General features: G+C 72.5%; 9 protein-coding genes and 1 pseudogene. 9 read left to right on the top strand and 1 reads right to left on the bottom strand.

What is annotated here, in order from left to right; genetic code table 11:
* Window positions 1-20: 20 nt before the first annotated feature.
* The 5 genes from mrdA (at window position 21) to ACF1BE_RS03105 (ending at window position 7755) form a co-directional block, all read left to right on the top strand.
* A complete protein-coding gene (gene mrdA, locus ACF1BE_RS03125; protein WP_392197224.1) occupies window positions 21-2282 on the top strand; it encodes a penicillin-binding protein 2 in 2262 nt (753 codons plus the stop codon).
* Entirely contained in the window at window positions 2279-3475 is a 1197-nt protein-coding gene (gene rodA, locus ACF1BE_RS03120; protein ID WP_392197223.1) for a rod shape-determining protein RodA, read from the top strand. The genes mrdA and rodA overlap by 4 nt, the downstream gene beginning before the upstream one ends.
* 52 nt (window positions 3476-3527) lie before the next feature.
* Window positions 3528-5027, top strand: a complete 1500-nt coding sequence (locus tag ACF1BE_RS03115; protein ID WP_392197222.1) for a CHAD domain-containing protein — start codon at window positions 3528-3530, stop codon at window positions 5025-5027.
* A 70-nt stretch (window positions 5028-5097) separates the two neighbouring features.
* Window positions 5098-7059: a TIGR03960 family B12-binding radical SAM protein gene (locus ACF1BE_RS03110; RefSeq protein WP_392197221.1), complete on the top strand. Its 1962-nt coding sequence runs from the start codon at window positions 5098-5100 to the stop codon at window positions 7057-7059.
* A gap of 279 nt (window positions 7060-7338) precedes the next feature.
* The gene (locus ACF1BE_RS03105) at window positions 7339-7755 is read left to right on the top strand and encodes a hypothetical protein (protein ID WP_392197220.1); all 417 of its coding nucleotides are present in this window, start codon (window positions 7339-7341) and stop codon (window positions 7753-7755) included.
* 31 nt (window positions 7756-7786) lie between these two features.
* On the opposite strand, the gene ACF1BE_RS03100 is transcribed toward ACF1BE_RS03105, so the two are convergent.
* On the bottom strand, window positions 7787-9004 hold the full coding sequence (locus tag ACF1BE_RS03100) for an alpha/beta hydrolase family protein (RefSeq protein WP_392197219.1): 1218 nt from the start codon (window positions 9002-9004) through the stop codon (window positions 7787-7789).
* A gap of 160 nt (window positions 9005-9164) precedes the next feature.
* Between ACF1BE_RS03100 and ACF1BE_RS03095 the strand changes: the two genes are divergently transcribed.
* The 4 genes and pseudogenes from ACF1BE_RS03095 to ACF1BE_RS03080 all read left to right on the top strand — a co-directional run.
* Window positions 9165-9764 (top strand): hypothetical protein, encoded by a 600-nt coding sequence (locus ACF1BE_RS03095; RefSeq protein ID WP_392197218.1) that lies wholly within the window; start codon window positions 9165-9167, stop codon window positions 9762-9764.
* Window positions 9765-9801: 37 nt separating this feature from the next.
* Window positions 9802-10914: a hypothetical protein gene (locus tag ACF1BE_RS03090; RefSeq protein WP_392197217.1), complete on the top strand. Its 1113-nt coding sequence runs from the start codon at window positions 9802-9804 to the stop codon at window positions 10912-10914.
* Between the two features lie 46 nt (window positions 10915-10960).
* Complete coding sequence (locus ACF1BE_RS03085) at window positions 10961-11737, top strand: TIGR03936 family radical SAM-associated protein (protein ID WP_392197216.1); 777 nt, start codon at window positions 10961-10963, stop codon at window positions 11735-11737.
* Between the two features lie 261 nt (window positions 11738-11998).
* Window positions 11999-13218 (top strand): annotated as a pseudogene (locus tag ACF1BE_RS03080) (ribonuclease E/G); the annotation flags it as partial.

The raw sequence follows: 13218 nt of genomic DNA, 5'->3' as shown, positions 1-13218 counted from the left end.
GGAGAGGGGGAGACACCGCAGTGACCAACATCCCCGAGACCGGCCGGACCCCACGAATCCAGATCCGGCTCGTCGTGATCCAGATCCTCGTCCTCTCCCTCCTCGGCACGCTCGGTGGCCGGCTGTGGTACCTCCAGATCCGGGAGGGCGCGGCGTACCAGAAGGAGGCCTCCGGCAACCACGTCCAGCAGGTCGTCGACCCGGCTGTGCGCGGCGACATCCTGGACGCCCGGGGCGTGCCCCTCGCCGACAACGAGACCCGCCTGGTCGTCTCCGCCTCCCGCACCGACCTGCTGAAGCAGAAGGACGACGGCAAGGCCGTCCTCACCAAGCTGGCCGGCGTCCTCGGCATCACGCCCGCGGAGGTCATGCAGAAGGTCCGGCTGTGCGACGCCAAGACCCCGCAGCCCTGCTGGAACGGCTCGCCCTACCAGCCGATCCCCATCACGGACGAGGCCACCGCCAAACAGGCCCTCCAGATCCGCGAGCGCTCCGAGGACTTCCCCGGCATCACCGCCGAGCCCGAGGCCGTCCGCCGCTACCCGGCGCCCGGTAAGTCCAACAGCGCGCAGGTCCTCGGCTATCTCTCGCCCGTCACCGACTCCGAGATCCAGCAGGCCCAGCACACCGACTCACCCTACCTGCGCTCCGACATGGTCGGCCGCTCCGGCCTGGAGCGCCAGTACGACAAGGTGCTGCGCGGCAAGGCCGGCGTCACCCGCTACGAGGTCGACAATCTCGGCCGGGTCATCGGCAAGGCCAAGTCGGACGCGGCCGAGTCAGGTTCGAACCTGGTCACCAGCATCGACTCCCGGGTCCAGCGGGTCGCGGAGTACGAACTCGACAAGGCGATGAAGGTCGCCCGCCAGCAGTACGACAAGATCACCGGCGAGAACTACAAGGCCGACTCCGGTGCCGTCGTGGTGATGGAGGCCAAGACCGGCCGGATCGTCGCGATGGCCTCCGCGCCGACGTACGACCCGAACGTGTGGGTCGGCGGCATCTCCGGGAAGGACTACAAGGCCCTCACCGGCAAGGACTCGGACTACCCCCTGCTCAACAGGGCCATACAGGGCCAGGCCGCCCCCGGCTCGACCTTCAAGGTGGTCTCCACGGCCGCCGCGGTCGAGGCCGGCTACGCGTTCGACGGCCGCTACCCCTGCACCAGCTCCTACTCGGTGGGCGGCCAGGTCTTCAAGAACTTCGAGGGCGAGAACTTCGGGCCGATCTCCCTCGGCCGCGCCCTGGAGGTCTCCTGCGACACCGTCTTCTACGGCCTCGCCGACCGGGAGTGGAAGCGCGACGGCGGCATCAACCCCGAGAAGGGCCGGCCGAAGGACTACTTCTTCAAAGCCGCCCACCAGTTCGGCCTCGGCGCGGAGACCGGCGTCGACCTGCCCAACGAGGTCACCGGCCGGGTCCCGGACCGCCAGTGGAAGCTGAACTACTGGAAGGCCAACAAGGACGCCTGGTGCAGGTCCGGCAAGAAGGACGGCTCCTACGTCGAGAAGATCGCCTACGAGAACTGCCTCGAGGGCGACAAGATGCGCGAGGGCGACGAGATCAACTACTCCATCGGCCAGGGCGACACCCTCGTCACGCCGATCCAGGAGGCCGTGATCTACGGCGCCGTCGCCAACGGCGGCACGATGTACCAGCCGACCATCGGCAAGGCGGTCATCAGCGCCGACGGCAGGACCGTCCAGGAGATCAAGCCGAAGAAGCGCGGCAGGCTGCCGGTCAGCCAGGCCACCCTCAAGGGCATGAACGACGCCTTCGCGGGCGTCATCACCCGCGGTACGGCCGCCTGGAAGTTCGGCGGCTGGCCGCAGGACAGGATCCCGCTGCACGGCAAGACCGGCACGGCCGAGGTCTACGGCAAGCAGACCACGTCCTGGCTGGCCACCTACTCCAAGGACTACACGGTGATCATGACGATCGCCCAGGCCGGTACGGGTTCCGGGGCCTCCGGCGAAGCCGTGCGCAACATCTACAGCGCGCTCTACGGCGTCCAGGCCGACGGCACCGTCGACAAGAAGCGGGCGATGCTGCCCGAGCCGCAGAAGGGCCTGCCCAAGGTCCGTCCGGACGGCACCATCGCCGCCCCCAAGGTCACCGGCGACCCGGCGAAGGACGCCGAGGCCGCCCAGAAGAACAACCCCACCAACGGCGACGACGAACAGCCCGCGGGCACCACGGCCCCGCCCACCACGGGCAACCGCGACACCCGCAGGACCCGCAGACGGTCCCGTGGGACGGGAAGCCGGAGGATGCCCTCATGACCGGCACGAACAGCTTCTCCGTCTCCGGGTACGGCCCCGAGCGGGCCGGCTGGACCAGGATCTTCGCCCGCGACTCGCTGACCCGCCGGCTGGACTGGCCCATCCTGCTCGCGGGCACCGCCCTGTCCCTGATGGGCTCGCTGCTGGTGTACTCGGCGACGCGTAACCGCACCGAGCTGAACCAGGGCGACCCGTACTTCTTCCTGCTCCGCCACCTGATGAACCTGGGCATCGGGATCGCCCTGATGATCGCCACCGTCTGGCTCGGCCACCGGGCCCTGCGCAACGCCGTGCCGATCCTCTACGGACTGTCGGTGCTCCTCGCCCTGGTGGTCCTCACCCCGCTCGGCGCCACCATCAACGGCCAGCGCAACTGGCTCGTCATCGGCGGCTTCTCGCTCCAGCCCGCCGAGTTCCTCAAGGTGACGATCATCCTCGGCATGGCCATGCTGCTGGCCACCCGGGTCGACGCCGGCGACAAGCCGTACCCGGACCACCGGACCGCGTTCCAGTCCCTGTGCCTGGCCGCCGTACCGATCCTGATCCTGCTGCTCATGCCGGACCTGGGCTCGGTGCTGGCCATGGTCGCGATCATCCTCGGCGTACTGCTCGCCTCCGGCGCCTCCAACCGCTGGGTGTTCGGCCTGCTCATCGCCGGGGTGATCGGCTGCATCGCCATCTGGCAGCTGCACATCCTGGACGAGTACCAGATCAACCGCTTCGCGGCCTTCGCCAACCCCGACCTCGACCCGGCGGGCGTCGGCTACAACACCAACCAGGCCCGCATCGCCATCGGCTCCGGCGGCCTCACCGGCGCCGGGCTCTTCCACGGCTCCCAGACCACCGGCCAGTTCGTGCCCGAACAGCAGACGGACTTCGTCTTCACGGTCGCGGGGGAGGAGCTGGGCTTCGTCGGCGCGGGCCTGATCATCTTCCTGCTCGGAGTCGTCCTGTGGCGCGCCTGCCGGATAGCACGTGACTCCACGGAGCTGTACGGGACGATCGTCGCCGCCGGAATCGTCGCCTGGTTCGCCTTCCAGGCCTTCGAGAACATCGGCATGACCCTCGGCATCATGCCGGTCACCGGTCTGCCGCTGCCGTTCGTCTCGTACGGCGGCTCGTCGATGTTCGCGGTGTGGGTGGCGCTGGGCCTGTTGCAGTCGATCAAGGTGCAGCGGCCGATGTCCGCGTAGGCCCACGGCGGCCCCCTGCCCTGCCGGCGCGCCGGGCACTAGATTCGGGACGGTGGACGCGAAACGCGAGATCGAGCGCAAGTACGAATGCGACGGCGGCGGGCTGCCCGACCTGACCGGCGTCGCCGGGGTGGCGGCCGTCCTCGACCAGGGCCGGGCCGAGCTGGACGCCACCTACTACGACACCGCCGACGAACGTCTGGCCGCGGCCTCGCTCACCCTGCGCCGCCGCACCGGCGGCTCGGACGCCGGCTGGCATCTGAAGTTCCCGGTCGCCCCCGGAGTCCGCGACGAGATCCGGGCCCCGCTCTCCGACACCGTCCCCGAGGAGATCGCCGCCCTCGTCCGCTCCCGCGTCCGCGACCGTGAGCTGATCCCCCTCGTCCGGCTGCGCTCCGCCCGCGACGTGCGCCACCTGGTCGACGCCGACGGCACCCTGCTGGCCGAGGCGAGCGTCGACGCCGTGACCGCCGAGCGGCTCACCGGCGGGGGCGGGAGCGCCCAGTGGACCGAGATAGAGGTGGAACTCGCCGACGGCGGCGACCCCGCCTTTCTCGACCGGGTGGACAAACGGCTGCGCAAGGCGGGCGTACGCCCCTCCGGCTCGCCGTCGAAACTGGCCCACGCCCTGGAGCGCACCGCCGGTGACCGCCGCCAGGACAACAGCGGACCCCCGGCGCCCCGGACGGCCGGCGACCACGTCCTCGCCTACCTCCGCGCCCAGCGCGACGCACTGGTCGCCCTGGACCCCGCCGTGCGCCGCGACCTCCCCGACGCGGTGCACCGGATGCGCGTCGCCACCCGGCGCGCCCGCAGCACCCTGCGCTCCTTCCGCCGCGTGCTGGACCGCGAGGTCACCGGCCCCGTCGCCGCCGAACTGAAGTGGCTCGCGGGCGAGCTGGGCGCCGGCCGCGACCAGGAGGTGCTGGCCGACCGGCTGACGACCGCCCTCGGCGCCCTGCCGCCCGGCCTGGTCACCGGCCCCGTCCCCGAACGGCTCGCCGCCCGGGCGGACCCCCGCCGCACCGGCACCCACGCCCACCTGACCGGCATCCTGGACTCCCGCCGCTACCTCACCCTGCTGGACACCCTGGACGCCCTCCTCACCGACCCGCCGCTGCTCGGCGCGGCCGGGAAGAAACCGGCGAAGGCGCTCGCCAAGGCCGTACGCGAGGACGAGAAGAAGCTGACGCGGGCCGTGCGGCACGCGCTGCGCCTGCCGCCCGGTGAGGAACGCGACCTCGCCCTGCACGAGGCCCGCAAGAAGGCCAAACGCACCCGTTACGCGGCCGAGGCGGCCACCGCGGCCCTCGGCGCGCCCGCCCGCATCCTGACCAAGGACATGAAGTCCCTCACCACCCTCCTCGGCGGCCACCAGGACAGCCTCATGGCCCGACGCGCCCTGCGCGAGCTGTCCGCGGTGGCCCACGCGGCGGGGGAGAGCACCTTCACGTACGGGGTGCTGTACGGCAGGGAGGAGGCGCGGGCGGCCGCGGCGGAGGCGGAGCTGCCCCTGCGGTGGCGCCGGACCGGGGCGGGGGCGTCCGGCTGAGCGTTCGGGGAAGACCGCCGACCGGGTTACGCTGAAGGGTCCCCCCCGTCAGCTCATGAAGGTTCGCGAGATGCCTGTCGAGTCGGTTTTCCCGCAGCTCGAAGCTCTGCTCCCGCACGTGCAGAAGCCGATCCAGTACGTCGGCGGCGAGCTCAACTCCACGGTCAAGCCGTGGGACGAGTGCGATGTCCGCTGGGCGCTCATGTACCCCGACGCGTACGAGGTCGGTCTGCCCAACCAGGGCGTCATGATCCTCTACGAGGTCCTCAACGAGCAGAAGGGCGTCCTCGCCGAGCGCACCTACAGCGTGTGGCCGGACCTGGAGGCGCTGATGCGCGAGCACCGCGTCCCGCAGTTCACGGTCGACAGCCACCGCCCGGTGAAGGCCTTCGACGTGTTCGGCATCAGCTTCTCCACGGAGCTGGGCTACACGAACATGCTCACCGCCCTCGACCTGGCCGGGATCCCGCTGGAGTCCAGGGACCGAACGGTCGACGACCCGATCGTCCTGGCCGGCGGCCACGCGGCCTTCAACCCCGAACCGATCGCCGACTTCATCGACGCGGCCGTGATCGGTGACGGCGAGCAGGCCGTGCTGGACATGACCCGGATCATCCGCGAGTGGAAGGCGGAGGGCCGCCCCGGCGGGCGCGAGGAGGTCCTGTTCCGCCTGGCGAGGACGGGCGGGGTGTACATCCCGGCGTTCTACGACGTCGAGTACCTCCCGGACGGCCGTATCGCCCGTGTCGTACCGAACAGGAGCGGTGTGCCCTGGCGCGTGTCCAAGCACACCGTCATGGACCTGGACGAGTGGCCGTACCCCAAGCAGCCCCTGGTGCCGCTGGCCGAGACCGTCCACGAGCGCATGTCGGTGGAGATCTTCCGCGGCTGCACCCGCGGCTGCCGCTTCTGCCAGGCCGGCATGATCACCCGCCCGGTCCGGGAACGCTCCATCACGGGCATCGGCGAGATGGTCGACAAGGGCCTGAAGGCCACCGGCTTCGAGGAGGTGGGCCTGCTCTCCCTGTCCTCCGCGGACCACTCGGAGATCGGTGACATCGCCAAGGGCCTGGCGGACCGCTACACGGACGACAAGATCGGCCTCTCGCTCCCCTCGACCCGCGTCGACGCCTTCAACGTCGACCTGGCGAACGAGCTGACCCGCAACGGCCGCCGCTCGGGGCTGACCTTCGCGCCGGAGGGCGGCTCGGAGCGCATGCGCAAGGTCATCAACAAGATGGTCTCGGAAGAGGACCTGATCAGGACCGTCGCCACCGCCTACGGCAACGGCTGGCGCCAGGTGAAGCTGTACTTCATGTGCGGCCTGCCGACGGAGACGGACGAGGACGTCCTCCAGATCGCCGACATGGCGATGCACGTCATCCAGAAGGGCCGCGAGGTCTCGGGCGCGAACGACATCCGCTGCACGGTGTCGATCGGCGGATTCGTGCCGAAGCCGCACACCCCGTTCCAGTGGGCGCCCCAGCTGTCGGCTCAGGAGACGGACGCACGCCTGGAGAAGCTCCGCAACAAGATCCGCGGCGACAAGAAGTACGGCCGCTCGATCGGCTTCCGCTACCACGACGGCAAGCCCGGCATCGTCGAGGGCCTGCTCTCCCGCGGCGACCGCCGGATCGGCGCGGTCATCCGCGCGGTCTACGACGACGGCGGCCGTTTCGACGGCTGGCGCGAGCACTTCTCCTACGACCGCTGGATGGCCTGCGCGGACAAGGCGCTGGCCCCCTTCGGCGTCGACGTCGACTGGTACACCACCCGCGAGCGCACCTACGAGGAGGTCCTGCCCTGGGACCACCTGGACTCCGGTCTGGACAAGGACTGGCTCTGGGAGGACTGGCAGGACGCCCTCGACGAGACCGAGGTCGAGGACTGCCGCTGGACGCCGTGCTTCGACTGCGGCGTGTGCCCGCAGATGGACACGTCCATCCAGATCGGCCCCACCGGCAAGAAACTGCTGCCGCTGACGGTCAAGAACGCGGGCCCGACACCGACCCCGAGTGGCCACGCGCACTGAGGTGAGCAAGGCGCTCGATCGAGTGATGGAGGACGCGGGCGGGGGTGGACGCTGAGGTGGCTGGGGTGCCGCTTCGCGCCCCACCCGCTGGCGCCGTCCGGTCTTCCCGGATGCCGCTCCTGACTGTGCCGTCGGCCACCGCTCAGCACAGCGGCGCAGCCGTACCGCGCACAGTCCGGCGAGTTCCGGCCGTCGAGCGTCAGCCTTCCCGCAGACCGTTTTCGGTCATACCGCTCACTCAGGGCATGGCTCGCCACACCCATCGCCACGATTACAGGCATGGCGACTTCGGGGGCGAGAAGCGGTCGGTTCGGTGGCCTGGGGCAGTGGTGGGGTGTCCTGGCCGCCGCCTTACTCATCGCCGCGTGGATCAATGGGGCAGCGGGCCCGGTGGTGATCGCCGCTCTGTCCGCGGCCGTGCTTCTCTGGTCCTTCTTCCAGGCTCCGGTGACCTGCAAGGCTCCTGTCAGGGGACGGGACGACGGTTGTCGCAACAACGCGACCGGCCTCCTCATGGGCTGCCACATCCGCCAGCACCGATGGCAGAAACTCAAGATGCTGATTCTGCGGCGTCAACTGCGGGAGTTCTGCTCCGGCTTGTTCTCGGACGGCAAAGCCACCCTGGTGACGCTGGCCGCGATTGGTAGCTTCCTGTCCGGGATCGTGGCCTTCATCCCCGGCGTCGCCCTCGGCTGAGCGTCAGGCGGGCCGGGACGCGCGGGCCGGCTCAGGCCGTGGTCAGGCGGGTGTCCAGCCAGTCGAAGACGCGCTGTTCGAACAGGGCCCGGCCCATCGGCTCGCAGTGCAGGTGCGCGCCCTCCGCCTCGGTGAAGCGCACCAGCCGCTTCGGGCCGGGCAGGAGGTCGTACAGCTCCTGTGCGGCGCCCGGCCAGAAGTGCTCGCCGTCCGGGTCGGTGATCAGCAGCGGGGTCGTGATCCGGTCGGCGACGGGTGTGACGTCGTACCGGGAGACCTCCGTCAGCAGGTCGAACGGCGAGTCGATGCCGTACGGCCGGGCCCGCCAACGCCAGGTCGCGGCCAGGGCCGGGTCCTGGCCGAGCCCCTCGCGGAGGAAGCGGTCGAAGGTGTCCCGGTCACCGGTCTCCCACAGTCCGCGCAGTTCGGGGCCCAGCTGGTGCCACCAGCTGTCCACGACGCGGACCACGCCCGGGTCGGCGACCGCCGCGGCGATCCGGTGCTCGAAGGCGAGGGCGCGCGGCACCCAGTAGCCGGCCTGGCTGACCCCGGCCAGGGCGATCCGCCGGGGGTCGGTGCCGGGGCGGGCCAGGAGGAAGTCGGTGACCGGGGTGATGACGTTCTCCCAGTCGGGCCGGAAGGGCACCCCCCGGTCGAAGAGCATCGACTGCTGGCCGGGGCCGTCGAAGAGCAGGACGCGGTAGCCGCGCGCCACCGCCGGCGCACCCAGCAGCGTCCAGACCGAACTGACCGGGCCGTCGCTGCCGTTGCCGGCGATCAGTGTGGGCAGCGGGTCGCCGGAACCACCCGGCGGGCCGACGAGGTAGCCGGGCAGGGACGTGTCCTCGTACGGGATCGAGACCGGCTCGGCGGGCGGGTCGCAGGCCCGCAGGAAGCGGTCGAACCAGGCACGGTGCTGCGGGAACACCTCGGCCAGCCGTCGTGCCGGGTCGGCGACCGCGTCGACGCCCACCAGGGCCGTCCCGGCGTACCCGGCGGCGCGCAGCCAGCCGTCCCGCGCGCTCACCGTCCGCCCCTCGGCCGCGCTGCGGCCGGCCCGCTCGGCGGTCCTCGCGGCCAGCTCCGCCCAGGCGGTGAACCAGGCCCCCCCGTCGCCGTCCGCCACCGCGGCGGCGGTGGCCAGCACCTCGCCCACGTCGGCGCCCTGGCGCCAGGCCGCGCCCAGGGCGAGCCGTGTCTCGTAGTCGAACTGGACGTTCTCGCTGAACCGGAACGGGGATCGGCTCATGGCGGCTCCCTGGCAGGTCGTACCGGCACCCCCCGGCCGTCCGGACCCCGTGTCTCACGCTAGGGCGCCCGTGCCCGGGCCGCACGACGGGCGGCATGCGGCCAGGTGACGGCACGATGGAGTGGAGGGGGTGGCCGCGGACCTGACGGGAGGACCTCCCATGGCTCAGCAGACGGCGGCGAAGGCCCCGCCGAAGAAACCCGTGAGCACCGGCGGCGTCTTCTTCTCGTTCGCCCCGTGGATCATCTTCGGCGTGGTCGCCAGCCCCTCCACCTGGGAGTACGCGGCCCTCGCCGCGTTGATCGCCGCGATCGTCCTTTCGGGGCGGGACATCCTGAACGGCAGGCTCCGTCCCCTCGACATCACCGGCATCGTGTTCTTCGCCGTGCTCTCGGTCCTGGCGCTGGCCCTGGACCGCGGGCAGCTCGTCTGGCTGGAGACGTACGCCCAGGTCATCTCGAACGGACTGGTGGCCCTCGTGGCGCTCGGATCGCTGTTCACCGACCCGTTCACCGCGCAGTACGCCCGCGAGTCGTCTCCACGGGCCGTGTGGGACTCGCCCGTCTTCAAGCACATCAACAGGGTGCTGACGGCGGTGTGGGGCGCGGTCTTCGCCCTGATGACGGTCTCGACCTGGCTGGCCGTCCGGTACCCGGCCCAGGACGACTGGTTCAACTGGGTCGTCCCCATCGGCCTGCTGGTCGTGGCCGTGAAGTTCACCGAGCACTATCCCGAGTCGTACAAGGCGCGGGTGCTGTAGCCGGATCCGAACGGGCGGCCCCTGCGTCTACCCGGGTATGGAACTCCGCAAGCCGCCCCCCGAGCCGCCGCAGCCCGAAGGATGCCTCGTCGTCGCCGTCCGTCTGCCGGTGCGGATCGTCGTGCTCGTCCTGGTCGTGCCGGTGCGCATGGTGTGGGACGCCCTCCTGGCCGCCGGGCGGCTGCTGCGGGACACCGTGCTCAGACCGCTCGGGCGGGCCCTGCTGTGGCTGGCCCGAGCGGTGTTCGTGTGGCCGTTCGTGGGTCTGTGGCGCTACGTCCTGGTGCCGGCCGGCCGGGCGCTCGCCTGGCTCGCGGCCGTCCTCGTCGTCGTACCGGTGGTGTGGGTGTACCGCTGGGTCCTCACCCCCGTGGGGCGTGGCCTCGCCTGGCTCGCGCGCGGGGCCGGCGCCGCGCTGGCGTGGGTGTACGCGCGCGTGCTCACCCCGGCCGGGCATGCGCTGGCCTGGCTGCTGACGGGCCTCGGCGCGGTGCTCGCCGTCCTCGCGACCGGGACGTACACGGGGGTCGCCTGGTTGGTGCGCCTCCTGCTGGTCGTGCCCGCCCGGTGGCTGTACACCTGGGTCCTCGCGCCCGCCGGCCGGGCCGTCGCCTGGTGCGTCAGGGCGCTCGGGTGGCTGCTGGGACTGCTCGCCACCGCTGCCGGCCTGGCCCTGTACCGGACCGCCCGCGTGCTGTTCGTCCTGCCCGCCCTGGCGCTGTGGCGCTGGGTGCTCGCGCCGGCCGGCCGGTTCCTCGCGGTCGTCGCCCGCGAGGTGGGGGACGCTCTCGGGCACGCCTGGCGGGTCGCCGGGCGGATCTCCCGGGCCGTCGGACGGGCGCTCGGCACCCTCTTCCGGTGGATCTTCGTGGAGCCGGCGCGCTGGGTGTACCGCAACGTGCTCACCCCGGTGGGACACGTCGTCCGCGACGCCGTCCTGCGGCCGGTCGCCGCCGGCGTGCGTGCCGTGGGCCGGGCCGGCCGGGAGGCCCTGGCAACGGCCCGCGCCACCGTGCGGCAGGCCCGTGCCGAGGCCCGCCGGATGCTGTTCGGCGGACCCCGCCGGCCGGTCCCGGCCGACCTGCGGGAACCCACGGGCGCCGCGGCACGTAGTCTTGGTAACAGTACGACCGCTCTCACGAAGGACTAGGACACTGGGCAAGCGACAGCCCGAAGGCCCGCCGCCCGCACCCGCGGTGCAGCGCATCCGACTGCGCTACACCAAGCGCGGCCGCCTGAGGTTCACCAGCCACCGAGACTTCCAGCGCGCTTTCGAGCGTGCGTTGCGCCGTGCCGAGGTGCCCATGGCGTACTCGGCGGGGTTCACGCCGCATCCGAAGGTGTCGTACGCCAATGCCGCACCCACCGGCACGGGCAGTGAGGCGGAGTACCTGGAGATCGCGCTCACCCAGGCGCGCGACCCGGAGACCCTGCGTGTCCTCCTCGACGAGTCGCTGCCCGCCGGGCTCGACGTCATCGACGCGGTGGAGGCGCGGACCCCGGGTCTCGCCGACCGGCTGACGGCCTCCGTCTGGGAGCTGCGGCTGGACGGGGTCGATCCGGCCGACGCGGAGCGCGCGGTCGCGGCCTTCGCCGGGGCCGATGCCGTCGAGGTGCAGCGCATGACCAAGAACGGCGTCCGTACCTTCGACGCCCGCCCCGCCGTGGTGAGCCTGGACACGCCCGGATCGCCGGCTGATAGGCCGACCGACCAGCCTTGTGCGATACTGCGGCTGGTTGTTCGGCACGTGACGCCTGCCGTACGACCCGACGACGTCCTGTCCGGTCTCCGCGCCGTGGCCGACCTGGCGCCGCCGGTCCCCGCTGCGGTGACCAGGCTGGCGCAGGGGCTGCTCGATGAAGAGACCGGCACGGTGACCGACCCGCTCGCGCCCGACCGCGAGGCAGCCCAGGCCCTCATGGCCGCACCGGTTGCCGCCGCGACGGCGCCGACGCCGGAAGGTTCCGCGTAGGGACGGACGTCGTAGCGCCGCCCTCGTACTCGGGAGCCACCTGGGTCGGGCAGTGCACCGACCACAAGACTTTCGCCAGGCCGTACCGACAAGGCGTACGGAACCGGCGAGACAGGACACAGAGTGCTCCCGTGTGGCGCCCGCGCCCCGGACGGCGGCCACCGCGTATACGCGGGCCGCGGACGTCAACGGCGGACGGTCCCCAGGGACCGCCGGCGGACCAGGCGCGGCGCCCGGGAGCCTGACGGGAGAAACGCCCGCATGCTCGAGCCGACCGAACCCACTGAGGGTTCCGAACTCAACACCCCCAGCGACACCCTGCCCCCGCGCAGGCGTCGCCGTGCCGCTTCCCGCCCGGCGGGTCCGCCCGCCGGACCCGCGGAGGCGTCCGCCGAGGTGACCGTGCCTGCCATACCGGCCGCGGAAGCGGACGAGGTGGCCGCGGTGACCGAGGACACGGACACCGAACAGCCGCACGGCGCTGCCGCCGCGCAGGCGCCTGCCGCCGAGGAGGCCGCCCCGGTGCGTCCGCGCCGCCGGGCCACCCGCCGGGCGTCCGCGCCCGTGGGCTCCCCGGCGCCCGCCGAGACCGCGGAGACCGTCGTACCGGCCGCGTCCGCGGTCGCCGAGCCGGCGGACGCCGCCGTCGCCGAGGCCGGCGCGGTCGTCGTCGGCGAGGAGGCCGCTCCGCGCCGCACCCGGCGCCGGGCCACGCGCAGCGTGACGACGCCGACCGACGGTGCGACCGGCACGTCGGAGACCGCCGTGACCGTCGAGCCCGCCAAAACCTCTGAGCCCGCTGTCGCGGAGGAGCCCTCCGTGACGGAACAGCCCGCCGGGGAAGCCGCTCCGCGCCGCACCCGGCGCCGGGCCACGCGCAGCGTGTCGACGGCCACCGATGGTGCGACCGGTGCCATGGAGACCGCCGGGACAGCTGAGGCCGCTGAGCCCGCTGTCGCGGTGGAGCCCTCCGTGACGGAACCGCCCGCCGGGGAAGCCGCTCCCGCCGGGCGCCCGCGCCGTCGCGCGACCCGCCGTGCGTCGGCGCCCACCGGCACGCCCGCGTCCGCCGAGGCCGCGTCGGCCGAGACCGTGGCCACCGCCCCCGGTACGGCAGCCGCCGGCGCCGAGACGGCCGAGGAGTCCGCCGAGGCGGTCGCCCCTGCCGAGACCGACGCCCCCGCCGCACGTCCGCGCCGCCGGGCCACCCGCCGGGCGTCCGCGCCCGCCGGTGCCCCCCAGGGCGCCGAGGAGGGTTCTGCCGTCGTCGAGGCCGCTCCGGTCGTGCCGGAGGCGCCCGAGGTGCCCGCTGCCGAGGAGGGTGCTCAGGACGCCGCCGAGGACGCCGCTCCGCGTCGTACGCGCCGCCGGGCCACCCGCCGGGTGTCCGCGCCCGCCGGTGCCCCCCAGGGCGCCGAGGAGGGTTCTGCCGTCGTCGAGGCCGCTCCGGTCGTGCCGGAGGCGCCCGAGGTGCCCGCTGC

The sequence above is a fragment of the Streptomyces sp. NPDC014991 genome (assembly GCF_043080665.1).
GTDB lineage: Bacteria > Actinomycetota > Actinomycetes > Streptomycetales > Streptomycetaceae > Streptomyces.
Note: the sequence above shows the minus strand (reverse complement) of the source record. Positions and strands in the feature narration are given on the sequence as shown.